At 61.4% G+C, this 22,729-nt stretch carries 23 protein-coding genes and 1 riboswitch; of the genes, 11 read left to right on the forward strand and 12 right to left on the reverse strand.

Translation table 11 applies throughout. The annotated features are described in order from the left end of the window. Nucleotides 1–16: 16 nt before the first annotated feature. Nucleotides 17–1,273: a pyruvate dehydrogenase complex dihydrolipoamide acetyltransferase gene (locus tag TSACC_RS01150; RefSeq protein ID WP_075077569.1), complete on the forward strand. Its 1,257-nt coding sequence runs from the start codon at nt 17–19 to the stop codon at nt 1,271–1,273. Nucleotides 1,274–1,323: 50 nt separating this feature from the next. On the opposite strand, the gene TSACC_RS01155 is transcribed toward TSACC_RS01150, so the two are convergent. Both TSACC_RS01155 and TSACC_RS01160 read right to left on the reverse strand, forming a co-directional pair. Further along, nucleotides 1,324–2,004 (reverse strand): VOC family protein, encoded by a 681-nt coding sequence (locus TSACC_RS01155; protein WP_075077570.1) that lies wholly within the window; start codon nt 2,002–2,004, stop codon nt 1,324–1,326. 161 nt (nt 2,005–2,165) lie between these two features. Beyond that, nucleotides 2,166–3,032 carry an alpha/beta fold hydrolase gene (locus TSACC_RS01160; RefSeq protein WP_075077571.1) on the reverse strand — a complete coding sequence of 289 codons (867 nt, stop codon included), beginning with the start codon at nt 3,030–3,032 and terminating at the stop codon, nt 2,166–2,168. Nucleotides 3,033–3,084: 52 nt separating this feature from the next. Here TSACC_RS01160 and TSACC_RS01165 point away from each other — a divergent pair, with 52 nt between their 5' ends. After that, nucleotides 3,085–3,606 (forward strand): hypothetical protein, encoded by a 522-nt coding sequence (locus TSACC_RS01165; RefSeq protein WP_075077572.1) that lies wholly within the window; start codon nt 3,085–3,087, stop codon nt 3,604–3,606. Between the two features lie 160 nt (nt 3,607–3,766). On the opposite strand, the gene TSACC_RS01170 is transcribed toward TSACC_RS01165, so the two are convergent. The 6 genes from TSACC_RS01170 to TSACC_RS01195 all read right to left on the reverse strand — a co-directional run bounded on the left by TSACC_RS01170 (nt 3,767) and on the right by TSACC_RS01195 (nt 11,975). Beyond that, nucleotides 3,767–4,540: a type II secretion system protein gene (locus TSACC_RS01170; RefSeq protein WP_075077573.1), complete on the reverse strand. Its 774-nt coding sequence runs from the start codon at nt 4,538–4,540 to the stop codon at nt 3,767–3,769. Beyond that, complete coding sequence (locus tag TSACC_RS01175; RefSeq protein ID WP_075077574.1) at nt 4,506–5,261, reverse strand: PEP-CTERM sorting domain-containing protein; 756 nt, start codon at nt 5,259–5,261, stop codon at nt 4,506–4,508. Before TSACC_RS01175 ends, TSACC_RS01170 begins: the two co-directional genes overlap by 35 nt. Before the next feature lie 135 nt (nt 5,262–5,396). Continuing rightward, nucleotides 5,397–5,531: riboswitch (cobalamin riboswitch) on the reverse strand. Nucleotides 5,532–5,584: 53 nt separating this feature from the next. Continuing rightward, nucleotides 5,585–9,289: a methionine synthase gene (metH, locus tag TSACC_RS01180; protein ID WP_075077575.1), complete on the reverse strand. Its 3,705-nt coding sequence runs from the start codon at nt 9,287–9,289 to the stop codon at nt 5,585–5,587. A gap of 25 nt (nt 9,290–9,314) precedes the next feature. Further along, nucleotides 9,315–9,902, reverse strand: a complete 588-nt coding sequence (locus tag TSACC_RS01185; RefSeq protein ID WP_075077576.1) for a DUF6580 family putative transport protein — start codon at nt 9,900–9,902, stop codon at nt 9,315–9,317. A gap of 165 nt (nt 9,903–10,067) precedes the next feature. Further along, nucleotides 10,068–10,934 carry a FecR domain-containing protein gene (locus TSACC_RS01190; protein ID WP_075077577.1) on the reverse strand — a complete coding sequence of 289 codons (867 nt, stop codon included), beginning with the start codon at nt 10,932–10,934 and terminating at the stop codon, nt 10,068–10,070. A 3-nt stretch (nt 10,935–10,937) separates the two neighbouring features. Then, nucleotides 10,938–11,975 carry a hypothetical protein gene (locus tag TSACC_RS01195; RefSeq protein ID WP_075077578.1) on the reverse strand — a complete coding sequence of 346 codons (1,038 nt, stop codon included), beginning with the start codon at nt 11,973–11,975 and terminating at the stop codon, nt 10,938–10,940. A 99-nt stretch (nt 11,976–12,074) separates the two neighbouring features. Here TSACC_RS01195 and TSACC_RS01200 point away from each other — a divergent pair, with 99 nt between their 5' ends. The 4 genes from TSACC_RS01200 to TSACC_RS01215 are packed head-to-tail and all read left to right on the forward strand — an operon-like array spanning nt 12,075 to nt 14,195. Beyond that, the gene (locus tag TSACC_RS01200) at nt 12,075–12,293 is read left to right on the forward strand and encodes a hypothetical protein (protein WP_075077579.1); all 219 of its coding nucleotides are present in this window, start codon (nt 12,075–12,077) and stop codon (nt 12,291–12,293) included. A 35-nt stretch (nt 12,294–12,328) separates the two neighbouring features. Continuing rightward, complete coding sequence (locus tag TSACC_RS01205; protein WP_237763878.1) at nt 12,329–13,000, forward strand: hypothetical protein; 672 nt, start codon at nt 12,329–12,331, stop codon at nt 12,998–13,000. Continuing rightward, complete coding sequence (locus tag TSACC_RS01210) at nt 12,997–13,602, forward strand: hypothetical protein (protein ID WP_075077581.1); 606 nt, start codon at nt 12,997–12,999, stop codon at nt 13,600–13,602. Before TSACC_RS01205 ends, TSACC_RS01210 begins: the two co-directional genes overlap by 4 nt. After that, nucleotides 13,599–14,195 (forward strand): type II secretion system protein, encoded by a 597-nt coding sequence (locus tag TSACC_RS01215; RefSeq protein ID WP_075077582.1) that lies wholly within the window; start codon nt 13,599–13,601, stop codon nt 14,193–14,195. The genes TSACC_RS01210 and TSACC_RS01215 overlap by 4 nt, the downstream gene beginning before the upstream one ends. Nucleotides 14,196–14,250: 55 nt before the next feature. Here the strand turns inward: TSACC_RS01215 and TSACC_RS01220 are convergent, their stop codons facing one another. Genes TSACC_RS01220 through TSACC_RS21575 form a run of 3 tightly spaced genes read right to left on the reverse strand, consistent with a single transcriptional unit; the run spans nt 14,251 to nt 15,693 of the window. Next, nucleotides 14,251–14,757 (reverse strand): DUF1579 domain-containing protein, encoded by a 507-nt coding sequence (locus tag TSACC_RS01220; RefSeq protein ID WP_202815885.1) that lies wholly within the window; start codon nt 14,755–14,757, stop codon nt 14,251–14,253. A gap of 34 nt (nt 14,758–14,791) precedes the next feature. Continuing rightward, entirely contained in the window at nt 14,792–15,334 is a 543-nt protein-coding gene (locus tag TSACC_RS01225; RefSeq protein ID WP_075077584.1) for an SRPBCC family protein, read from the reverse strand. Beyond that, the gene (locus TSACC_RS21575) at nt 15,331–15,693 is read right to left on the reverse strand and encodes a hypothetical protein (RefSeq protein WP_153811192.1); all 363 of its coding nucleotides are present in this window, start codon (nt 15,691–15,693) and stop codon (nt 15,331–15,333) included. Before TSACC_RS21575 ends, TSACC_RS01225 begins: the two co-directional genes overlap by 4 nt. 106 nt (nt 15,694–15,799) lie before the next feature. Here TSACC_RS21575 and TSACC_RS01235 point away from each other — a divergent pair, with 106 nt between their 5' ends. The 4 genes from TSACC_RS01235 to TSACC_RS01250 all read left to right on the forward strand — a co-directional run bounded on the left by TSACC_RS01235 (nt 15,800) and on the right by TSACC_RS01250 (nt 20,527). Next, a complete protein-coding gene (locus TSACC_RS01235) occupies nt 15,800–17,872 on the forward strand; it encodes a CHASE2 domain-containing protein (protein ID WP_153811193.1) in 2,073 nt (690 codons plus the stop codon). 55 nt (nt 17,873–17,927) lie between these two features. Continuing rightward, nucleotides 17,928–18,470: a ribonuclease H-like domain-containing protein gene (locus tag TSACC_RS01240; RefSeq protein WP_075077587.1), complete on the forward strand. Its 543-nt coding sequence runs from the start codon at nt 17,928–17,930 to the stop codon at nt 18,468–18,470. Then, nucleotides 18,467–19,738 carry a tetratricopeptide repeat protein gene (locus tag TSACC_RS01245; RefSeq protein WP_075077588.1) on the forward strand — a complete coding sequence of 424 codons (1,272 nt, stop codon included), beginning with the start codon at nt 18,467–18,469 and terminating at the stop codon, nt 19,736–19,738. Before TSACC_RS01240 ends, TSACC_RS01245 begins: the two co-directional genes overlap by 4 nt. Before the next feature lie 129 nt (nt 19,739–19,867). After that, nucleotides 19,868–20,527, forward strand: a complete 660-nt coding sequence (locus TSACC_RS01250; RefSeq protein ID WP_153811194.1) for a YcbK family protein — start codon at nt 19,868–19,870, stop codon at nt 20,525–20,527. A gap of 41 nt (nt 20,528–20,568) precedes the next feature. Here TSACC_RS01250 and TSACC_RS01255 read toward each other — a convergent pair whose 3' ends face one another. Then, the gene (locus TSACC_RS01255) at nt 20,569–21,489 is read right to left on the reverse strand and encodes an ArsR/SmtB family transcription factor (protein ID WP_075077590.1); all 921 of its coding nucleotides are present in this window, start codon (nt 21,487–21,489) and stop codon (nt 20,569–20,571) included. Nucleotides 21,490–21,533: 44 nt separating this feature from the next. Here TSACC_RS01255 and metK point away from each other — a divergent pair, with 44 nt between their 5' ends. Further along, nucleotides 21,534–22,706, forward strand: a complete 1,173-nt coding sequence (gene metK, locus TSACC_RS01260; RefSeq protein ID WP_075077591.1) for a methionine adenosyltransferase — start codon at nt 21,534–21,536, stop codon at nt 22,704–22,706. The last annotated feature ends 23 nt before the right edge of the window (nt 22,707–22,729 follow it).

Raw genomic sequence — 22,729 nt, forward strand, 5'->3', positions numbered from 1 at the left:
GTTTTTATCTGCTGACATGCCCAATGTAACCATGCCCAAGCTCAGCGACACGATGACCGAAGGGACCATCACTCGCTGGCGCAAGAAGAAAGGCGACACCGTCGAGATGGGGGATATCCTCGCCGAAGTCGAAACTGACAAAGCCACCATGGAAATGGAGGCCTTCGACGATGGCGTGCTCCACGAGATCTTTGTCCCGGATGGCGGCAAGGCCAAGGTGGGCGACCCGGTGGCTCTCATCCTCGCCGAGGGCGAGACGGCGGAGTCCGCTGGCAAGACCCCGGCAGCGAAGAACGACCTGACTACCTCGGGTGGCAAGGAAGCCGCTCCCGCCGCCGCTGCTCCGGCAGCGAAAGCCGCAGCTGGCTCGATTGATTCCGACTCGCGTGTGAAGGCTTCGCCTCTCGCCCGCAAGATCGCCAAGGAAAAGGGCATCTCGCTCGGTTCCGTCCAGGGTTCCGGCCCCGGCGGTCGCATCGTGGTGAAAGATCTCGAGGGGGCTTCCTCCGCTCCGGCTCCGGCCGCAGCAGCAGCCCCGGCTCCCGCCGCCGCTCCGGCCATTCAGGCCACGGCTGGCGCTTCCGACACGAAGGTCCCGCTCAGCGGCATGCGTCGCACGATTGCCGAGCGTCTGGTCGCGAGCAAGCAGCAGAACCCGCACTTCTACCTCTCCGTCGAGGTCGACGCCGGTCCGCTGATGAAGCTCCGCACGGAACTCAACAAGGCCAACGAAGCCGCCGGTCAGCCCAAGCTCACCGTCAACGACTTCGTTCTGCTTGCCATTTCCCGCTCCGCGGCAGCTCATCCGTATGTCAATGCCTCGTGGGGCGGCGACTCGATCATCCAGTACGCGAGCGTCAACATCTCGGTCGCCGTGGCAGTCGATGACGGTCTCGTCACGCCGGTCATTCGCAATGCGGCCAAGCTCTCCCTCAAGGAGATCAGCGCCTCGGTGAAGGATCTCGCGACCCGCGCCCGCACGAAGAAGCTCAAGCCCGAGGAATACCAGGGCGGCACCATCACCGTTTCGAACCTCGGCTCCTACGGCGTCGAGCAGTTCTACGCGATCGTCAACCCGCCGCAGGCCGCCATCGTCGCGGTCGGCGCCATCGTCAAGAAGCCGGTGGTCAATGCGAAGGATGAGATCGTGGTCGGCCAGCGCATGGTGGTTTCGCTCAGCGGCGACCATCGCGTCGTCGACGGCGCGGTCGGGGCGGAGTTCCTGTCCACCCTGCGCAAGCTGATCGAGAACCCGGCGCTCATGCTGTTCTAGGCACCGGTTCGCGAAAGCTAACAAAAAATCTCAAGGGCGGCTGCCGATACCTAGGCAGTCGCCCTTTTGTTTTCACCGGCAGCGCGGGCTCTTAGGAGAGGCGACGGCTCCGACACATAAATACCGATGCCATTAGGATCGCGAACCATAAACAGAGTCTCTCCAGCAGTCGTGAGTGGTCCGGTTTCTATGGCAACACCGCCTGCTCGAAAGCGTTCCAGGTCGCGCCTGACATCATCTGTGCTAAAGGTGAGATAAACGCCTTCGCCTGGGAAAGGACGCAACGAAATCGAATGTTTCGGTCGCGACCCGGGCCGCACAAAGCAGAGCGTCCGAATGCCTCGGGGAGATTTCAAGACCAGCCCGTCGGATTCGTCGACCTGGATGCTGTAGTGAAAGAAATTCAGATAAAACCTTCTGGTTTCTTCCAATCTCTCCGAGATGAAGCCGATGAATTCAAGGTTGGCGGGCGCTGGCGCGCTATTTTCCCGCTCGCGCTTGAATGTCGTCCACGATGAAAATCCCTGGCTCCGTGCGATAATCAACTGCGCATCAGCCAGGGTAAAAGTCCGACCCGCGCTCATGGACGATCCTTCCGGATGGAAGTGGCTGAACTCCGACAGGGCGTATTCCTCTCCGGCTCTCAGGGCGCGAAGAAGAGCGCGGGCGCGATTGCGATGATAAGCGAGATTTGGAGCGACGGAATAAACGGCTGCATTTTTCTCATGCATGATGAAATGGCTCCCCGGCCTGCTTACGGAGTATGATATAGGTTATATAAGTCAGACGGGCGATGCCCTTTCCGCAGGCCGGATGTTCTCTGAATGAACGAGGCTGAGATAGTCCATAGCGTAAGACTTTGTCAAGCGCATGGGTGAAACACCCAGGCAGGCTAATAGACCAGAGCAGAACGCTCGGCGACCCAGCCTGAGATGTCGCGCAGGACGGCGTCCTTTTCCCAGTCGTTCCAGAGGAGGTGGTAGGACTCCGGGTAGTGCAGGTGCTGCTTGTCGGTGGACGGGATCAGGTCATACCAGCGGGCGACCTGCTCGGGGCGGATGAAAACATCCTGGCCGGCGGAGAGGACGAGGGTCGGCACCGTGATGCCGGTGGCGAGCTGCGGAGTGGAATCCATCAGGCGGCTGAAGGCGCTGAGGAAGCCAATGGTGAAGACCGGGATGTAATGCGACGAGGCGCGGATGCGCGCGATGTGCTCCTCGTCCCGGGTGACGGGGATGGGCTTCGACTTGCCGGTGACGAACAGGCCAGGATGCAGCCGCAGGTTGGGTGCGAGACGGGCGGCGAACCGGACGATGGCCCGGACAGGTGGCGGGGTGGGATTCTTCAATTCCACCACGGGGACCGAAAGAATCGCTCCGGCGATATCTGGACCGATCGCCTTGCGGTGGAGCAGGTGGGAGAGAAGGAGCGAGCCCATGCTCTCGCCGCACCAGAAGACCGGGCTGCCCCCTGCGCGGGATCGGACGAAATCGCCGAAGGCCACGATGTCCTTCTCCAAGGCTGCGAGATCGAAAAAGGCTCCCCGCCGACGAGTCACGGGGTCGTGTCCCTGGCCGCGCAGGTTCATCGCGTATACGGAAAGGCCCTGCCCCGAGAGATGCCGGGCGAGCGTCTCAAAGTCGGTGGCCGCACCGCCCAGGCCGTGGATGCAGATGACGGTACCGCGCTCGCTGCCGACGGGCTCCCAGTGATGGCAGGGAAAGGTTACGCCATCGGGAGCGATCCATGGAAATTCCATAAAGGGAGTTTCGGATTGCTTTTCCCATAGCGCCACCCGCATTTTTCAAGAAATGCGAAAACTTCTCACCGCCCTAGCTCTCGTCATCGCTGCCACGCCTGTTTTTGCGGGACGTCTCGATATCGCCGTCATCCAGTTTGGAAGCGAACGGACTCCGGAAGAACTCGCTGCGGCCCTTTCTCGCACAAACCTCAGCGAGATCACCAATTCGGATCGTACGATCACGAATGAGAGTGAGCTGAAAGCTGGCAACGTGCTCTTTGCCCAGTCCTTTGTCGCGTCGCCTGGTGCGCGCTTTGCCACCTCCACCCGGCTGGGCAACCAGCGTGCGGATGTCGAGGGTCAGCTCGGCTCCGGTCGGGTGTCGGTCAACATCGACATCATTGAAGGAGTGAAGCTCGGCCTGCGCAACTACGCAACGTCGAACTACAATGGCTCCGGCCCGGTCTCCTCGGCGCCGCAGATCATCAGCATGAAGCAGACACGTATCAAGGGTCCGCAGGTCGAGAAGGGACAGACCAAGATGCGCACGCTGTATCTCACGACGATCCTCGTGGCGCAGTACCAGCCGTGATCCTCGAATCCTCGCAGGCGAGGGATAATCGCTCCGCCTGATTCTTTCCAAGCCAAGGGCCTGAGCGTTTTGCTAGGCCCTTTTTTTGAGCTCAAGGAAGGGCCGAGACGGTATAGCCGCACTTTGGTGGCAGTAGTCCGGGCAGTTCCCCGAGTTCTTTCTAGTTGTTGTTTGTCTGGTTGAGCAGGTATTTCGTGCTGCCGCTTGGAGCAAAGCGACCGACATTGGCCTTCGGTGCGCGCTGGTCGATCGTCGACGGATCAATGGGTAGAAACCCTGCCGAGCCATTGGCAAAGCCCACCATTGCATACCCTGCATTGCGGCCATGCACTGTCACCTCGCGCTGGTCGATCCCGTAAAACTCCTCCAGCATGGGGTTTGAACCTGAAGCAGGTTTTTGAAACGTATTGACTTGTGCCGAAGTGGTGAAGACGACGATCTCGCCGGGTTTCTCCAGGGTCAGGACATTGATGCGTGGCTCCAGGCCGCTCCAGTTGCCACCCAAAAGAACATTATAGCCGATCCCAATGTATCCAAACTTGTACTTCGGCTTGAAGGCACGCCCGGAGAGCTTGAGTCCTGGATCGGGCCGGATGCTCATCGGGACATATCCGCCCAGCGGCCCGGCCTCCGGTCGGATGATCCGTCTTCCCTCGGGAAGCGATGAACTCCCCGGGGGTTCATAGCCAAACCACCAGGTGACGCCTCGCGGCTCGGGTCCGGCCGCACAGTAGGGCCAAAAGACGTTATTGTTCTCGCCGAGGTAAGCAGCGGCTCCGACGGAAAGCTGCCGGATATTGGAGGCCGAGATGGCCAACGAGGAACGCTCGTAGACTTTCCATCCCGCCGCACCCAGCACCGCCGCGAGGGTCGCGACGATGCCAACGGTCACGATTAGCTCAATGAGCGAGAACCCTCGCGTCCTTTTGAGCATGGCGGCGGCGGATTATGATCAGGAAAGCCACTCCCCCGAGAGCAAGCAGGACAGTTCCAGGCTCCGGTACGGCCGCCGTCGGGGCGTCGAACGTGTAGCCGGTGGCCGTCGGCACATATGGCGCATAGGCAAAGCCATACCATCCCCCGTCCGTCAGAGTGAGCGAGGAGATACCCTCGTCGGCAAATGCAAAGAATGCGTTGAAGGAATCACCTGTTGTTCCGATCAGGAAATTCCAATATCCAGCGTTCGTGAATCCGCTCTGCTCGCGCGTGACACTCGTATAGCCCGGCAACCCGGTCTGATTGTAGGAAATACCTTCCATACTGGTACCCCAGGAAGCAGATTCATTTCCGGTCCAGCTTAGCCGGGAATCGCCGGAAGGATTGGTGGTGGTAGTGGGAATGATGGCGGGAATCTCGCTGGTATCGTCCGGATCGGGTGCGTAAATCGTCACCTGCCCGGCAATGGCGTTGAGCATTTGCTGGACGGAGAGGGTTGCGACTCCATCCCAGCGGAATCCCCAGGCGAGCGATACCGGCGTGTTGCCGTCATTCCATTGAATGACCAGAGCGGCTTCGTTGCTTCCCGTCCCATACCAGGACGTGATGTCCGACATTTGCGTGACGACTACGGCCAGGGCCTTTGATCCAGGGCAGAGCACAGATGTGGCCAGGAACGTCGCGACGATCGCCGCGCGGATTCGTGAATAGTAAAACATGGTTCTTGATCTTGCGAGAACCTGGCGCGCCCAGAGGCGTGCCGATCCTCATTCTTTCTTTGGTGCGAAGAAGGTTTTTAGCGCCCGCGCAGGTCGCACGACCGGACCCGGGCGAATGAGTTTTCCGACAACGAAGTATTCTGGCTCCTGGACGCTTTGTATTGCCTCGGCCCCGGCCTTCACCTTTGTTTCCAAAGATTGGCCTCCTTGCGGATGGGACCTCGTTTCCAGTTACAGCAGCGCAACTGCTCCCGGCTTTCACGGGATTCCATGCACTGTCGGATGAGGATGTTTTTAAGTAATCAGTCGATAGGCGATGAGAGTCAGGATTGTTTGGAAAGGGTGTCGGGATCGTAGGTGAGGTACGACTGGAGCCACTTCTCGACCTCGGCGACGCTCATCCCCTTGCGGGCGGCGTAGTCCTCGATCTGGTCGCGACAAATGCGGTTGGCCGGGAAGTACTTTGCCTGCGCGTGGCCGAAATACAGCCCGCTCACGCTGCTGCCCGGGTACATGGCGAGGCTCTCGGTGAGGCTGATGCCCGTGCGCTTCTCGACGTCGAGGATCTCCCAGATCGTGCGCTTCTCGGTATGATCCGGCTGCGCGGGATAGCCCGGCGCGGGGCGGATGCCGCGATAGCGCTCGCGGATGAGGTCGTCGTTGCTCAGGCCCTCGGTCTTGCCGAAGCCCCAGTTCTCACGCGCCTTCTTGTGCAGGTACTCGGCGAAGGCCTCGGCGAAACGGTCGCCCAGCGCCTTCGTCATGATGGAAAGATAATCGTCGTGGTTGCGCTCGTACTCGTCGGCCACCTCGTGAACCTCCGGACCCGCCGTGACGGCAAAGGCGCCGACGTAGTCTATCACTCCGCTCTCGCGCGGCGCGACGAAATCGGCCAGCGCATAGTTCGGCTCGCCCTTCTTGCGCAGCGTCTGCTGGCGCAGGGTGTGGAGCACAGCCAGCGGCTCTTTGCCTTCCGCATCGCGGTAGAGCTGGATGTCGTCGCCGATGGAATTCGCCGCCCAGAAGCCAAAGACACCGCGCGGCTTGAAGAGCTTCTTGCGGATGATCTCGTCGAGGAGCTGCTTCGCGTCCGCGTAGAGCTTGCGCGCCTCCTCGCCCACGACCTCGTCATCGAGGATGGCCGGGAAACGGCCGCGAAGCTCCCAGGCGTGGAAGAACGGGGACCAGTCAATAAACTCGGCCAGCTCCTCCAGCGGCACGTCGTTGAACTCGACGATGCCGACGGTTTCCGGCTTCGCGATCTCACTGAAGTCGGCTCGGAACGGATTGGCGCGCGCCTGCTCGAGCGAGGCGTATTCGCGCTCGCCGGTGCGGTTGCCATATTCCTCGCGGAGCTGCTGGTAGTCGGCCTTGAGCTGGGTCATGAAGCCCGGCTTCTGCTTGGGGCTGAGGAGCGAGCTCACGACATTGACGCTGCGGCTGGCGTCCAGCACGTGGACGACGCCGGGCTCGTAATGCTGCTCGATCTTCACCGCCGTGTGCGCCTTGCTCGTGGTCGCGCCGCCGATGAGGAGCGGGATGGTGAATCCGGCCCGCGTCATTTCCTTGGCGACGTGAATCATCTCGTCCAGCGATGGCGTGATGAGGCCGCTCAGGCCGATCACATCGCAATTTTTCTCGCGAGCGGTCTGCAAAATCTTTTCGCACGGCACCATCACGCCGAGGTCGATCACCTCGTAGTTGTTACACGCGAGCACGACGCCGACGATGTTCTTGCCGATGTCGTGGACGTCGCCTTTCACGGTTGCCATGAGGATGCGACCCTGGGCGCGAGCGTTGGGATTGGCCGCGCGCTCGGCTTCCATGTAGGGCATGAGCCACGCGACAGATTTCTTCATCACGCGGGCGCTCTTCACGACCTGCGGCAGGAACATCTTGCCTGCTCCGAAGAGATCGCCGACGACCTTCATGCCGTCCATCAGCGGACCCTCGATGACGGTAAGCGGCTTGCCGTATTTCAGGCGGGCCTCCTCCGTGTCCTCGTCGATGAAATCCACGATGCCCTTGATGAGGGCGTGCTTGAGCCGTTCCTCGACGGACTCGTTGCGCCAGGAAAGGTCGACCGTGCTTTCGCGCGTTTTGCCGGCGGACTTGTTCTTGATCTCCTCGGCAAAGGCGACGAGCCGCTCGGTGGCGTCGGGGCGGCGGTTGAAAAGCACGTCCTCGATGAGCTCGAGCAGGTCGGCGGGGATTTCCTCGTACACGCCGAGCTGGCCGGCGTTGACGATGCCCATGTCGAGACCGGCGCGGATGCCGTGGTACAGGAACGCGCTATGCATGGCCTCACGCACGGCGTTGTTGCCGCGGAAGGAGAAGGAAATATTGCTGATGCCGCCGCTCACGCGAGCGTAGGGCAGGTTTTCCTTGATCCAGCGCGTGGCGTCGATGAACGCCTTGGCGTACTCGTTATGCTCCTCGATGCCGGTGGCGACAGTGAGCACGTTGGGGTCGAAAATGATGTCCTCGGCGGGGAAGCCCACCTCCTCCGTCAGGATGCGATAGGCGCGGGAGCAGATCTCTGTCTTGCGCTGGAAACTGTCGGCCTGCCCGCTTTCGTCAAAGGCCATCACGATGACCGCAGCGCCGTAGTCGCGCACGAGTCGAGCCTGGCGCTTGAACTCCTCCTCGCCCGCCTTGAGCGAGATGGAATTGACGATTCCCTTGCCCTGGATGCAGCGCAGTCCGGCCTCGATGACCTCCCACTTTGACGAGTCGATCATGATCGGCACGCGCGAGATGTCGGGTTCGCTGGCGATGAGATTGAGGAAGCGCGTCATGGCTGCCGGGCCGTCGAGCATGCCCTCGTCCATGTTGATGTCGATCACCTGCGCCCCGGCCTCGACCTGCTGGCGGGCCACGGCGAGCGCCTCGTCGTAGTTGTCGGCGAGGATGAGCTTGGCGAAACGCGGCGAGCCCGTGACGTTCGTGCGCTCGCCGATGTTGATGAAAGGAATCTCCGGTCGGGCCTCAAAAGCCTCCAGCCCGCTCAGGCGGAGCGTGCGCGTGCGCTGCGGGATGGTGCGCGGAGCGTAGCCCTTCACGATCTGCGCGATGGCGCGGATGTGGTCCGGCGTCGTGCCGCAGCAGCCGCCGATGATGTTGAGCCAGCCCTGCTCGGCCCACTCGCGCAGCTTGGGCGCGAGTGTGTCGGGCGTCTCGGGGAAGCCGGTCGGCGACAGCGGATCGGGCAATCCGGCATTCGGATACGTGCTGACGAAGAACGGCGCCTTGTTGCTCAGCTCCTCGATGTACGGACGCATCTCCTGCGGCCCGAGGGCGCAGTTGAGGCCGATGGAGAGGAGCGGGAAATGCGAGACGGAATTCAGGAACGCCTCGACCGTCTGGCCGGTAAGGGTGCGGCCGCTCAGGTCGGTGATCGTGCCGCTCACCATCACCGGGAGCGAATTGCCCGATTTCTCGAAATACTGCGCGATGGCGAAGAGCGCGGCCTTCGCATTGAGCGTGTCGAAGATCGTCTCGACCAGCAGGATGTCGACCCCGCCGAGGACGAGATTTTCCACCTGCTCATAATAGCTCTCGACCACCTGGGTGAAGGTCACCTCGCGCTTGCCGGGATCATTCACGTCGCGCGAAATCGATAGCGTGCGGTTGAGCGGTCCGATGGCTCCGGCCACGAAAACGCGTCGATCCGTGCAGGCGTCGGCGGCCTCGCGGGCGAGGCGGGCGGCAGCGCGGTTCAGCTCCGGCACGTAATCCTCCAGGCCATAATCAGCCATGGCGATGCGCGTGTCGCTGAAGGTATTCGTCTCGATGATGTCGGCCCCGGCGGCAACGTACTGGCTGTGAATCTCGCGGATGAGCTCGGGCTTCGTCAGCACGAGCAGGTCGTTGTTGCCCTTGAGATCGATGGGCCATTCGGCGAAGCGCTCGCCGCGATAATCAGCCTCCTGCAGCTTGTAACGCTGCACCATCGTGCCCATCGCTCCGTCGAGGATGAGGATGCGTTGAGACAGGAGGTCGCGGAGTTCTTTTTCGACAGGACTCATGAAATGGAAAGAAACGGGTTACAGCTTAGGCCACCGCCGGCTTGAAGGCGGCGGAGGGGCGCTGCAGACGCAGCACCACGATCACAAAGAGGACCGTGAAAAGCGCATCGCTGAGGAGCGAATTGCGGAAGAACATCCAGGTCGGCGGGAAGCCCGGCTGACCAACAGTCAGCGCCTGCACCCAACCGACGGCGGTCTGCGGGTAGTTCGCGTTACCGATCCAGGCGAGGGAATTCGTCACCACGTAGAAAAGGAGGCTGTTGGCCAGGGTTGCTCCCGCCAGGGCGAGAAAGCCGGAACGACGCAGGTAGCCGCCCGCGGTCGCCGCGATCAGGTAGCAGGCATAGACGCCCGCCATGCTGATGCTCACAAGCGGCATGTGGTAATGGAAATTCAGTACGAGATCGCTTGCGAAGAGAATGGCAATCGGCAGGGCAAATCCCAGCACTCCCGGCAGAGCCATGCCGCAACAAAAGGCCATGGCCATGGCAGGCGAAAAATTCGGCAGGTCCGTCCACCACATGCCCGAGGCGACCCGGTACAGACCGGCCGCCAGCGCCAGCGCTACGATGCCCACCCATTTCGCCCTGTTATCCAAAAGTTCGTGCCTCATGGTTTTTGCCTATCGGTTTTCGTTGATTGGGACAAACCTTCGCGAATTTTCCCAAAACATCAAGATATTTGGATATGTGCATATGTCAGGCAGACAGATGCGTTGAGCCGAAACACAATCGGCGGAGCGTGATGGCGCTCCGCCGATGGCGGGAAGGAGATGATATTACAGAGTCGGTCCCGGCGTCGGGGGCGGCACTGTTGGCATCGGTCTCGGCGGTGGAGGGGGCGGTGCCGGAGTGGGAATCGGCTGCGGCGGTTTCGGCGGAGTGCCCACCGGCTTGGGAGGCGCTTGCGGGGGCTTGTTGGCCTCAATGATCCGACGCGTGATCTGGGCCGCCTGCTGGTTGCGGTTCAGCATGTCCGGCAGGGGACGAATCTTGCCCTGCTGCGAATCCGCGATGCGCAGGAGGAGCCGCTGGCCGGGCAGCGGGCCAAATCCCCCGGCCTCCAGTAACCGGCTGGTGGAGATCAGGCGCATGAGGTCGATCGTCGTGCCGAGCGGAATGGTCGAGGACCCGGGCGGAATCGTTACGAGCTGTCCGGCCACAAACATGCGGCGGCTCTTGGGATTGTTCTTCACGGAAAGCCAGACTCGACCTTCCAGCACGACGAGCTTCACCGTTCCATTCTTGAAGCGGGCGATGAGGAACTGCGTGCCTGTCACGGCAGCAGTCACTGCACCCGCCTGCACCTGACCGCCGCCCTCGCCCTTTTGAGAGGAGAACAGCAACGTGCCGGACTCGAGCTCCATGCTGCGGCTGCCCGCTTCGAAGCTGAAAAGTGAGTTCGCGCCCAGACGGAGTATCGTAAGGTCGGGAAACTTCAGCTCCGTGCGTGAGTCGACCCCCGTGCGAACGAATGTCTGCCCGAGGACGGTATCGCCGACCGAGGCCGGACGCGCCTTCTCGTTTTCCACCAGGGAAACGGTGTTCACTGCGCGCGTGACCTCGGCCTTTTGGAAGGGGTCAGCCATCACGCTTCCCCCCAGGGCCAGGATCGTCAGTGCCAGTACGCTGTGCCGGAGTTTCATGGGCTAGAATCGGATATCGAGCCCCAGCGTGCCGCCGAGGTTCACCACGGTGTAGTTATAAAATGACTCGGTCGACGCGTTGCCGCCGAAGTTCGCCGAGGCGGAAATTTTTGCCCACTTCGTCAGATAGTAATTCAGCGAACCGCCGACGTTTTGCGTCAGATCGACGCGGTTGTCGTCGTCCGGGTAATGAAAGAGCGTGACCACGTAGTAGGTCTGGAGCTCCAGCGGTTCGATGATCCGCCAACGCCAGCCGACCCAGAAGTCGTAGGAGTTGCGCGTTGCGCTCGTGGGCTGAGCATAGACGGACCAGGACCCCTGCCAGCCGACCTGGATGGACTGGGTGTCGGAGATGAGAAACTGCTTCGTCACCAGGACATTGACCGCATTGTTGACGTAGAATTCATCGAGATTGTTTCCGTCGAGATACCGCTCGTACTCGTAGCGCACGGAAACCGTAAGTTGCCCGAGATCCTGGAAGACGTAATCCAGGCCGCCGCCCGCATTGAAGCGGGTGAAGTTCAGCGAGGAGAACTGGGCGTATTGGAAAACCTCCTGCGTCACATGCGCGTCGAGGTACAGCCCATCGACGAGATTCGGATGCACGCCCGCCCCGCCGCGAGCGAGGAAATACATGTCCCCGCGTCCCCCGCCATTCGCCAGGGTCGGGTTGGAGGTGTAGAAGAGCCCCGTATCGGCCACCACGTAGGCCCCGAGCCCGCCGCGTACCATGCTCACCGGCAGTTGCTCGCCGAGATCGGTATCGACCTCCGAGTGGGAGTCAAAGGAAAGCCCCTCGTTTGCGGTGGCTGTGGCCGCATCCACCCGCTGCACGGTGGCAGCCGTTCGGGATGCATTGTCCGCCCTTTGGACCTGAGCCCAGGCGCATGACCCTGCGAGGAGCAAAATCCCCGCCGCTATGAGCGTTACCTTCACGCGGCCAAACGCATCGGATTTCTGGGAAAAGTCAAGCCTCCGCAGGCGATTTTTGATTGTCGGAATGACATGCTTTGTGCCATACTCCTGCACCCGTGAAAGCATCCCCCAAGGCATTCACTACCCCAACACAGCGCAAGACCCCCGCGCCCTCCTCAGCCATGGTTGTGTTCCTCGCCTCCGGCTTGGTCGCGTCGTGTCCGCATGCCTGACCCTCATCCCTCCACCCCCAAGACCGTGACCCATCCCCAAGAATCCCGCTCCTTCCGTCTCATCGGCTGCACCGAGACCCATATCGGCATCGGCCTGGCCATCGCCTTTGCGGCGCTGCTCACCATTCATTTCACGGATCATTCCCGTCCGGAAACCACTCGCCAGCTGACGGCCATGCAGACTGTCACGCAGTCGGCCATCCTGAAGTAGCCCTCCACCGCCGCCCAGCGCGGCTCACCAAATTCATGTGTGAACCTCTCCCGCACCAGCGTGTGGGAGAGGTTTGTTTTTTTCCGCGGCGGTTCAACCCGGGTTTACAGGTGAAGGCTTCAGGCGGCTTTTCGGTGATCGAGGCGGCCGTCGCTGTTGCACTGCTCGTCTTTGTCGGACTCGTAGCGGTGACGCTGCTGGCCAGCGTCCCTTTAAATGGCAGCAAAGGCGTGGCGGCGGAGGCTCTCTACAAAATGAAGCAGCTCCATCTCGCCACCCGGGAGATGACTCTCGACTCCATGGATTATAACAATCCTCGGGAAATCCGTGGTACCTGCTCCAACGCCAAGCCGCTCACTTACAGCGAATGGACCAATCTCCTCGTTCGCCAAAACTATCTCACCAGCGGGCAGGTCGCCGACCTGACCACCGTCACCGAACGCGCCCCCTTTTTCCTCCGGTTTCCAACGACCAACGCCTTTTCCGTTTTTGCCTACGACGACGCGGACCCGGACTCGACGTTGTTCCTCGCCAGCAAGAACTGGCACGGCCTTACCGTCCCCGTCCTGAAAGGCCGCCCCTTCGAGACCAACCTCTTCGTCGTCTTCCGCACCGGCGGAGACGGCGCCATACTCAGGCCAAGTCAATGCCAGGATGCCAGCCTCGTGGGTACTGGAGGGAGGTTTGTTTATCTGCCGTTAAAATGAAGCCGGCCTATCTTTCTTCCCGGGCGTTGACGATCAGGGAGACTCTCCTTGGACTTACGCTGTTGATGGTTCTTCTCGCGATGATTATCCCGCTTTGGCTCCGTTCGACTGTCATCCGGCACGGTGATGGAAGCACTCAAGCGCTCTCCAATCTGAGACAGCTTCAACTCGCCACGTACCAGATGACCTTGGATCTCAAAGGCGATCCCAATTCTCCAGCATGGACCTCGCTTAACGGGAAACCCCTTGCCTACGCGCAATGGCGCTCACTCCTGATCGAAGGGAAATATCTCAATCCGCAGGATTTCACCAAGCTCACCACCCTCACCGACAGGGGAGGCTGGTTCGGCGGCAATAGAGCAGTGTCGAATGCCATCACCGTCTACGCCGTCTGCAAAGACGACCCCGATACGACCCTCCTCTTTACCACGAAGAACTGGCATGGCCTCGATGCAAAATCACTGAGCGGCGCCCCCTTTGAAACACGAGGCTTCGCCGTATTTCGCAAAGGCGGCGATGGTGCCATCCTGTTAAACAAACTGTGCCAGAGAGCCGACCTCATCGGCTCTGGCGGGAAGTTCAACTATCAGCCTCTGCAATGAAAGACCGTCCATTCCCTGCTCTTTTACCAGCCTTCACAGTCCGCGAACTCGTAGTGAGCTTGGCTCTGGTTGGGGTTCTGCTCACGCTGGCTGCTCTGGCCGTGCCCAGCATTTCCTGTGGCCCCGTAAAGGGACGCCTCACTCAGGTCCTTTCCAACATGAAACAGCTTCATCTCGCCACGCAGCAGATGACGCTGGATTCCCAAACCGCCGAAACGCCTCCAAACATCCGCTGGACGTGCACCAACGGCCAGCCGCTCAAGTTCACCGAATGGACCAACCTTCTCGTTAGAAATAACTATCTTACCAAGGAAGACCTGACCAAGCTCCTCAAGAGTCCGCAATCCAACAAGTCGACCAATGTCTTCACCGTCTATGCTGTCGGTGATTTCGATCCGCCGGATACCGTATTGTTAGCCACTTCCAACTGGCAGGGACTAAACGCCGCCAACCTGGGTTATTCTCCGTTAGGGCAACCCGGTTTCCTGATTTTCCGCAAAGGCGGCGATGGTGCGATCTTGCAGCCTCGCCAATGCCAGAGAATGGAGATCATCGGCACCGGAGGAAAATACAACTTCCTCCCGCTGCAATAACACCTCGCGAGCATCGGGATGCCCGCAAGGCGCGTATTGCCTGATCTTACTTAACCTACGCCGTGCGCGTAAAGGTCATGCGGACGAGCTGGGTCCAGCCGCCGTCTGCGCCCTGCACCTCGGAGGTGAGAATGCGCAGGCCATCCGGGGTGAACTCGGTGATGTCGCGATAGTTCGCCGTGCCGCCTGAGCCGCTCATGTCGGGGCCGACGGTGTTGAGGACGAGCTTGTTGCCGCTGTCGTCGACCTGACCCTCATAGACCCAGAGGAATGCGGAGACCGAAGCGACGAAGGTGCCGACGTACGCGCCCTTGGCGGGATCGAAGGTGACCGCAAACAGCGAGGTCGACACGCCGCCGCCTGGCATGGTGCCCTTGGCCTCGGCCTGAACCCAGAGGCCGCCAAGCAGGCGGGCGCTTTCGGTGCCGCTAAAGGTCATCGGCGGCTGATCGGGTCCCATCTGGCATTCGCCTTCAAAGGTCCATTCGCCGACAAATTTGTTCAGCCAGTCGTGCTCAGCCTGGGGTTTGGTGGACATGGGGCAGTCTGTATCCGTGCTCATGGTGTGTGGAGTATGTGTGTTGTGGGTTTTGGGGTTACTGGGGAAGTGGCGCGCGCTGCGCGGCCGCGCTGAGATTGGAGAGGCCCTCCTCGAAGGTGCCGCCCATCATCTTGTCGCAATCCACGATGCAGCTCATGGCTTTGCCAATGAATGTCTGCGGGCCGTACATCGACCACGTCACGCGGGTGCCGCCAGCTTCGGGCGTGAGGTTAAAGTCGGCTGTGCTCAGGCCTTTGAAAGGCTTGAAGAACTCCAGCTTGATCCGCACGAGTTCATTCGGCTTGCTCTCGAGGATCGTCATGCGTCCCGCGCCGACCTTGCTGTTGCCCTCCCAGGCGACGGAGGAGCCAATACCGGAGGCAGGACCGGAATAAGTGAGCTTTTGGTCCGGGTCGAGTTTCGCCCACGGCGACCAACCCTCCCAGAGACGTAGGTCATTGATCAGCGGAAAGACCTTCTCCGGGGGAACGGGTAATACTGCCCTGCGCTCCATGCGGAAAGAGGAGGGGCGTGAGGCGATATAGGCGGCGAGAATGCCGAGCGCCGCGACGACGGCGACGAGGATTTTGATGATCATGGGCTGGTGTGGAGTTGGTGTGGGGAAAAGGGGACGGACGACCACAGGCCGTCGAGGTAGACATGCATCTCGTCGATATTGCGCCTCACGAGGCCGGGGCTGTGGCGGGTGCGGGAAAGCAGGCCGGCGCTTTGCCAGATGCTCTGAAAGATCCACGCCAGATCATGCGGGTCGAAGTTTACACGGGGAGGGGCCTCCCGCCGCGCCTCGCGCAGAAGGTCCGCCATCTCCAGGGCCCAGCCGAGATCCACGGCATCGCACACCGCGAGCAGCTCAAGTTGGCCATGCGCCCGGGCCAATCCGTTAGGAAGCTCCGAACCCTGCCGGCCAACTCGTGATACTGTGAATGTATTTTCCATACCGACCAGTAGGTATGTATGAAACGTTGCAGAATCCGTCAATGGAAAATCGAAGAAAGAGGCGGGCTTGCGCGTATACCGGGACGGCAGGTATTCCTCGGGGACGATGTGGCGATTGAAAGCGCGGCGGGTGATCTGGCAGGCGATTGTGGTTTTTGTGGGTGTGACGGCCATATGGACGTTCAGCGCCCATCGTCAGTACCTCTTCGATTCCGAGCTTCAGGTGCAGGATTATCTCGTGCGCAACGCCGCGACAGTAGTGGACGATCGCATGGTCCTGCTCGCCCTCGATGAGCCGACTCTCACCCTCGGCCAGGTTGAGCCGGAGGAAATCGCGCAGTCCAGGTCTCTCCAGCAAATCCAGACGGGCTATCCGTTTTCCCGCGCGGTTTGCGCCGATGCCATTGATCGCGTCCTGTCCGCTGGAGCGAAGGTCGTGGTGGTCGATCTGGTCTTTCCGAAGCCCCGCGAGGGAGACGAGGAGCTCGCGGCAGTTTTGAAGAAATGGCAGGGTCGCGTGGTGCTCGGGAGCAGCTTCGACATCGGTGACTATGTCCGTGGCGGTGTCGCCGCCTATGTCCCGCCCCTTCCCGAGCTGGCTGAGGCTGCGGGGAATTGGGTGGGGTTTGTCACCCTCCCGCAATCGAACGATTCCGTGGTCCGGTGGTTCTATCCCTATGCGACGTTAACGACATTTTTGAAACCCGGCTTGGGCTATGGAGGCGAACATCCCCTCCCCGCGCTGAGCGTACTCGCAGCCAGGATCTACGGAAGAGACCTCTCTCCCATGCTCTTTCCGGACCGAAAGCGGTTCTCCTATTTGAGGCCGGGCTCGATCACCCGTCATTCGCTCTACGAAGTCTTTGTCCCTGCCCTGTGGCAGAGCAATCTCGGAAATGGCAGCGCCTTCAAGGACAAGATTGTCCTCATCGGAGCGACCGCGACCCGACTCCAGGATACCCATCCCACTCCGTTGGGGCCGATGGCCGGACCGGACATTCATCTCAACATCATCTCGGCGATTCTCCGGGATGCTTGGTACTTCGAACCTCGACAGCTGATTACCGTGCTGAGCGTTCCATTCAGCGGGTTGCTCATCTTTCTCCTGGCCGTCCTGCGCCGGAGGACTCTGGGCTTCCTCGCGGGATGGGTGCTTTTCGTCGCCCTCACCGTTTTTGCCTTCTGGCTGGCCTTTGTTACCCAGGGGTGGTTCCTGCCGCTCGTCCATACGCTGTCGACCCTGTTCCTCTGCGGCTTTGGCGCTCTGGCGGTCGATGTCGCGATGGAGCGGCGCGAGCGGGTGCGACTGCGCAGCACCCTCGACCGCTATGTCTCCCGCGACGTGGTGCGAGAGATCGTGGACAATCCGGACTCCTACCTCCATGACCTCGGCGGCCAGCGCCGCGAAATCGTGGCGCTTTTCTGTGATCTGAAGGGCTTCACCTCCGAGACGGAAAAGATGGAGCCCTCCGAGATGGTGGCGCTGCTCAATGAGTATTTCACCGAAATGACCTCGGTCATTTTCGCCCAGCGCGGCACGCTCGATAAATTCATGGGTGACGCCCTCCTCGCCAGCTGGGGAGGTCTCCGCCCGGAAGACCCCGAGTCCATGTCGAAGCAGGCTGTCCAGGCCGCCCTTGAGATGAAGGACCGGCTCCGCGAGATGAATTCCCGCCGCGCAGTCCATGGTGTGAACACCTGGGAATCCGGCACCGGCATCTGCCTTGGCCCCGCTGTCTTCGGCAATATTGGCTCGCGGGAGAAGATGGACCCGACCGTGATCGGCGACACCGTGAATCTCGCCTCGCGCATCGAGGCCCTTACCCGCGTCTATGGCTGTGACATCCTGCTCGACGAACGCGTAGCTGCCCATGTGCAGGGCATGTGCCCGCTCATCCTTGTCGACGTCGCCCGGGTGAAGGGCCGCAAGGGTCACTCCACCCTCTGGCATCCCAGCCGGGCGGAGAACGCCGCCGAGTGGGCCAAGCGCTTCGACGCCGCCCGCGTGCTTTACGTCGACCAGCAGTTTGCCGTCGCCATGCGGGAATTCTCCGAGCTGGCGCGCGATCCCTTCGTGGCTCCAGGGCTGGCTGAGTGCTACCGCCAGCGGTGCGAGGACTTTCTCCGCCATCCGCCCGCCCCCGAGTGGGACGGCGTCTGGGAGTTCCTGACGAAATAACTCCCGCTTCGCCGGTTGAAATACCGCCGGATTTTTCACATGCTCCGCGGTTCTCATGGACATCGTCTACTTCGATCTCGAAACCCAGCGCACCGCCAATGACGTCGGCGGCTGGGACAAAAAGGACCTCATGGGCATGTCCCTCGGGGTGACCTACAGCTCGAAGGACCAGGCGTACGAGATTTTTTCCGAGAAACGCGCGGGCGACCTCGTGGCCCGGCTTCAGCGCGCCGACCTCGTGGTGGGGTACAATATCGTGAACTTCGACTACCACGTGCTGATGGCCTACACGATCCTCGACCTCGTCCACCAGCTCCCGACGCTCGATCTGCTGCTCGACATCGAAAAAGTGGCCGGCCACCGCATGAAGCTCGAGGACGTGGCCCAAGGCACGCTCGGCGTGGGAAAAGTGGCCGAGGGACTTGACGCCATCCGCTGGTGGCGCGAGGGGAAGATCATGGAAATCGCGGAATACTGCTGCTTCGACGTCAAGGTGACCAAGATGGTCCATGAGTACGGGGCGCAAAACGGCGAGTTGTTTTACGACGACCGTTTCGCCCGCCGTCAGCGCGTGGAAGTGAAGTGGAGCCTCGAATGATCCAGCCGCTCAAATCTTCCAAGACCACATGGTTCGTCTACTGGCTCGATCTCGAGGAGCCGGTGCCGGCCAATGGCGACTACTTTCTCCCGACCCTGCTCATCGTGAGCGACAGCAGCGGCGCGCCGCTTTCCGCACCCGAGGTGCTCGAGGAACTCGACCAACTCCGGGTGGAGAATTACCTTCTGAAGCTTTTCGATAAATTCGGCGCGCCCGACCGGCTCGCCGTCGGCGTGAGCGAGGATTGGGACGACGAGGCCTGGACAGCCTTTGCCCAGGAAAACCGGGTCGAGATCCGCTTCCAGAAATTTGACCGAAACGAGCCCGACGACCTGCATGCCCTGGCGCAATCTGTCGTGCTGCGCTTCAGCGGTGACGCCAAGAGCGAGCCGCAGCGCAAGGATGTCGCGCGCGGACTCGTCAATACCGCGCTCCGCACCCGCTCGGCTCGCAAGAAGCTGGCCCTGCTGCGCACTGCGCTCGACCGCGATGCCGACTGCTCGACCGCGCGAATCGAGCTGGCCGACGTGGAATTTCAAAACGGCAACTGGAAAGCCTGCCTCACCGGCTACGACGAGGTGATCTCCCGTGAGATGCCGCGCTGGCGCGAGCGGACCACCGCATGGTGGATCGACCGCGCGACGCGTCCGCTGCTGCGCGCCATCTATGGCCGCGCCATGACGCTCTGGCACCAGGGCCAGCACTCACATGCCGCCGACCAGTTTGAGGCGCTGCTGGAGCTGAATCCCCGCGACAACCAGGGCGTGCGCTTTTTCATCCCGCTCCTGCACCTGCTGGCGGAGGATCAGGAGGCTGCCACGGCCTTCTTTGAGCGTTACGAGAAAAGCTACGCCAAAGACTACGGTGAACCATCCTTCCTCTTCGGCTGGGCTTTCAGCCTGTTTCAGGACGGCCACGAGGTCGAGGCGAAGCGTCGTTACCAGGAGGCGATCCTCAAGAATATCTACATCGCTCCGATGCTTTTGGAACTCACCGAGCCGAACCGCGCCATCTGGCATCCCAACGACCGCGCCGAACCCAATTACGCAGGGGAATTCATCGATTCCTACGCCGTCCTGTGGGACCGCGAGGCCGGAGCGTTGCGGCTCCTCCGCGAGGTGTGGGAGGAAATGCAGCCTCGCATCGAGCGTATCGTCGCCCATCGCGAGCGCATGATCGATTTCCAGGACCAGCGCTTTGAGCCGGACTACAAGAAGCAGTGGCAGCAGCTCGTCGAGGAGGACGAGAAGCTGACGGTTGTGGAGTAGCCATTTTTGGGGAAAGCGCGCCGGTCAGGACACGACCAAGGGTTTGTTCGTCGTCGCGCCTTCGCGGAAAACAGGCTGCTTGGAAACTTCCCCTTTCGCTTCGGGAAAACCATCGTACTGGTTAAAATCGTGCCCGACGAAGATCCAGCCTCCTCCGCGCCCGAACCCCTGCGTCGTCCGGTGTGTCGACGACGGTTTGTCGCGTTGCTGGGACTGGCTGGAGCGGGCCTGGCGGTCTCGCGATATTCCGACCAGTTGCCGGGGGCGTGGAGCCGGTTGAGGGAATATCTTGATTCCCTCTCGCTAGCGATCAATGACGAGGTCGAGCCGTACAATGATGCCGAGGCGGATGCCTATGCCATCTTCCTTGCGACGGCAAATCTGAAGCATGTCCCGATACCTGTCATTCTGCGGCCCCACCGCAATGTGCATGGCACGGTGCGCAATTCCATCCCGCCCCAGCCGCTCTGGCGCAACATCCTGCCGACTTTGCGGCTGGCGGATCGTCTGGCCGGGGAGATGGGGGAGAAGATCGCGATGAATTCGGTCTACCGTTCGCCCGCCTACAATGCCACCTGCCCCGGCGCAGTGCCATCGTCCCAGCACACGCGGAATCGCGCCATCGACCTTTCGCTGCAAAGCTCGCCCCGCGCTGTCGCGCGAGTGGCCCGCCAGCTCCGCGATCGCAACGTCTTTTGCGGCGGGATCGGGCTTTACACGTCCTTTGTCCACATCGATACGCGCGGGCGGAATGCCGACTGGTGCGGCTCGGGTGTGAAGGACGCGTAACCGGCCTGCGCCTTTTTCTGAGCTGCGATCGTCTCCGACGGCTATTTCACCCCCGTGGCGAGGATCGTCTGGAAATGCGGCGCCTGTTTCTCGCGGGCGACGATGCTCACCTCGATCTGGGAAAACCCGGCGTCCTTGAGCATCTGGTAAAGCTCCGCCTCCGGGAATCCCAGCCATACGTGGGCATAAAGTTCGCGGGCCTGCTCGTAGCTGTGGGCGGCGAGGTCGAGGACGACGATGCGGCCGCCGTCGCGCAGGATGCGGTGGGCGGATTTCACCGCCCGGGCCGGGCTGGCCGCATGATGCAGCGCCTGGCTGAAAAGGGCGAGGTCCACGCTGCCGGAGTCGATCGGTGGGTCCTCGATGTCGCCGACGCGGTACTCGAGATTCTCAAAGCCATTATCCCGGGCGAGAGCGCCGCCGTATTCCACCATCTTCTCCGAGTTGTCGATGGCGATGACGTGGCGGGCCGAGCGGGCGAGGAGTTGCGAAAGGGTGCCTTCTCCCGCGCCGAGGTCGGCAATGACCATGGGCGGCAGCAGGCGGAGCAGGCCATGCGCGAGCGCCTGCCAGGATCGGCCGGGGATGTAGGTGCGGCCAAATTTGCCCGCCAGCTTGTTGAAATACTCCGCGGCCTTGTCCTTGCGCTTGTGCAGGGTGAGGGCGAGGGCGGCGCTGTCGCGGGTTGCCTCGGGGAGTTCCCGGCTGGCGGCGTCGAGGATGGGGCGGATCGCCTCCACCATCTCGGGGCGGGAGGAATAAAAGATGTTTTTTCCCACCCGGCGGGCGGCGGTCAGGCCCTCGCGCTTCAGGAGCGACAGGCTGGCCGAGATGCGGGACTGCCCCATCCCCAGGATCTCCTGGAGCTCGGCCACGGTGACCTCCTCCTCGATCAGGAGCAGGAGAAGCCGCAGGCGGGTCGGGTCCGACAGCGCCCTGAGGGATTTGACAAGTGCTGGCATCTGATCTATCAAGATATCCGTATATTTAAATAAGTACAACTCTTATGCCCCGACGCTACATATTCTCCTCGGAGTCCGTAGGCGAAGGTCACCCCGACAAGGTGGCCGACACCATTTCTGATGCCATTCTGGACGCCTGCCTCGCGCAGGATAAGCACAGTCGTGTCGCCTGTGAGACGTTTGTGAAGAGCAACGTCGTCGTGGTCGGCGGCGAGATCACGACCCAGGCCCAGTTTGACTACAACGCGATCATCCGCCAGGCGGTGCGCGAAATCGGCTACGTCAACAACGACGACATCTTCCACGCCGACCAGATCTTCATTAACAACTACATCACCGCGCAGAGCCCCGACATCGCGCAGGGCGTCGACGCCCGCAAGGCCAAGGGCAAGAAGACCGCGGAGCAGGGCGCTGGCGACCAGGGCCTGATGTTTGGCTACGCCTGCAACGAGACGCCGGAGCTCATGCCCGCGCCGATCATGTTTGCCCATCGCCTGGGCCGCGAGCTCACCCGCTTCCGCAAGAGCGGCAAGGTCAAGTGGCTCCGCCCCGACGCGAAGAGCCAGGTTTCTGTCGTCTATGAAGACGGCAAGCCGGTGGCCATCGCCAACGTCGTCGTTTCGACCCAGCACGCCGCCGACGTTGAGCACGCGGAGATCGAGAAGTTCATCATCGAGAAGATCGTCAAAAAGGTCCTTCCGAAGAACCTCCTTACCCCGCAGACCGAGTATCTCATCAACCCGACCGGACGTTTCGTCATTGGTGGTCCCCAGGGTGACAGCGGACTCACAGGCCGCAAGATCATCGTCGACACCTACGGCGGCATGGGCCGTCACGGTGGTGGCGCTTTCTCCGGCAAGGACCCGTCGAAGGTCGACCGCAGCGCTGCCTACATGGGCCGCTACGTCGCCAAGAACGTTGTCGCCGCCGGACTCGCCGAGAAGTGCGAAGTGCAGTTTGCCTACGCCATCGGCCACCCGAAGCCGGTCAGCGTGCATATCGACACCTTCGGCACGAACGCTGTCTCCGAGGAAAGCATCGAGAAGGCCGTCCTCAAGACCTTCAGCTTCAAGCCGGCCGACATCGTCAGCCAGCTCGACCTCCTGCGTCCCATCTACTCGAAGAGCACGAACTACGGGCACTTCGGCAAGGACGACGAGGATCTCACCTGGGAAAACACCGACAAGGCCGCGGCCTTGAAGAAGGCCGCCAAGTAAGGGGCCTGAAAACTGAACCACTG

Origin of the sequence: Terrimicrobium sacchariphilum, from assembly GCF_001613545.1 — a bacterium.
GTDB lineage: Bacteria > Verrucomicrobiota > Verrucomicrobiia > Chthoniobacterales > Terrimicrobiaceae > Terrimicrobium > Terrimicrobium sacchariphilum.

Excerpts from the sequence above, each read along its gene's own strand:
- TSACC_RS01205 (WP_237763878.1), top strand. The coding sequence starts at position 12,329 with ATGTGTGAACCTCTCCCGCACCAGCGTGTGGGAGAGGTTTGTTTTTTT.
- TSACC_RS01185 (WP_075077576.1), bottom strand. The coding sequence starts at position 9,902 with ATGAGGCACGAACTTTTGGATAACAGGGCGAAATGGGTGGGCATCGTA.
- TSACC_RS21575 (WP_153811192.1), bottom strand. The coding sequence starts at position 15,693 with ATGGAAAATACATTCACAGTATCACGAGTTGGCCGGCAGGGTTCGGAG.
- TSACC_RS01155 (WP_075077570.1), bottom strand. The coding sequence starts at position 2,004 with ATGCATGAGAAAAATGCAGCCGTTTATTCCGTCGCTCCAAATCTCGCT.
- TSACC_RS01160 (WP_075077571.1), bottom strand. The coding sequence starts at position 3,032 with ATGGAATTTCCATGGATCGCTCCCGATGGCGTAACCTTTCCCTGCCAT.
- TSACC_RS01165 (WP_075077572.1), top strand. The coding sequence starts at position 3,085 with ATGCGAAAACTTCTCACCGCCCTAGCTCTCGTCATCGCTGCCACGCCT.
- TSACC_RS01175 (WP_075077574.1), bottom strand. The coding sequence starts at position 5,261 with ATGTTTTACTATTCACGAATCCGCGCGGCGATCGTCGCGACGTTCCTG.
- metH (WP_075077575.1), bottom strand. The coding sequence starts at position 9,289 with ATGAGTCCTGTCGAAAAAGAACTCCGCGACCTCCTGTCTCAACGCATC.
- TSACC_RS01200 (WP_075077579.1), top strand. The coding sequence starts at position 12,075 with ATGCCTGACCCTCATCCCTCCACCCCCAAGACCGTGACCCATCCCCAA.
- TSACC_RS01215 (WP_075077582.1), top strand. The coding sequence starts at position 13,599 with ATGAAAGACCGTCCATTCCCTGCTCTTTTACCAGCCTTCACAGTCCGC.
- metK (WP_075077591.1), top strand. The coding sequence starts at position 21,534 with ATGCCCCGACGCTACATATTCTCCTCGGAGTCCGTAGGCGAAGGTCAC.
- TSACC_RS01240 (WP_075077587.1), top strand. The coding sequence starts at position 17,928 with ATGGACATCGTCTACTTCGATCTCGAAACCCAGCGCACCGCCAATGAC.
- TSACC_RS01225 (WP_075077584.1), bottom strand. The coding sequence starts at position 15,334 with ATGATCATCAAAATCCTCGTCGCCGTCGTCGCGGCGCTCGGCATTCTC.
- TSACC_RS01235 (WP_153811193.1), top strand. The coding sequence starts at position 15,800 with ATGTGGCGATTGAAAGCGCGGCGGGTGATCTGGCAGGCGATTGTGGTT.
- TSACC_RS01190 (WP_075077577.1), bottom strand. The coding sequence starts at position 10,934 with ATGAAACTCCGGCACAGCGTACTGGCACTGACGATCCTGGCCCTGGGG.
- TSACC_RS01170 (WP_075077573.1), bottom strand. The coding sequence starts at position 4,540 with ATGCTCAAAAGGACGCGAGGGTTCTCGCTCATTGAGCTAATCGTGACC.
- TSACC_RS01220 (WP_202815885.1), bottom strand. The coding sequence starts at position 14,757 with ATGAGCACGGATACAGACTGCCCCATGTCCACCAAACCCCAGGCTGAG.
- TSACC_RS01195 (WP_075077578.1), bottom strand. The coding sequence starts at position 11,975 with ATGCTTTCACGGGTGCAGGAGTATGGCACAAAGCATGTCATTCCGACA.
- TSACC_RS01245 (WP_075077588.1), top strand. The coding sequence starts at position 18,467 with ATGATCCAGCCGCTCAAATCTTCCAAGACCACATGGTTCGTCTACTGG.
- TSACC_RS01150 (WP_075077569.1), top strand. The coding sequence starts at position 17 with ATGCCCAATGTAACCATGCCCAAGCTCAGCGACACGATGACCGAAGGG.
- TSACC_RS01255 (WP_075077590.1), bottom strand. The coding sequence starts at position 21,489 with ATGCCAGCACTTGTCAAATCCCTCAGGGCGCTGTCGGACCCGACCCGC.
- TSACC_RS01210 (WP_075077581.1), top strand. The coding sequence starts at position 12,997 with ATGAAGCCGGCCTATCTTTCTTCCCGGGCGTTGACGATCAGGGAGACT.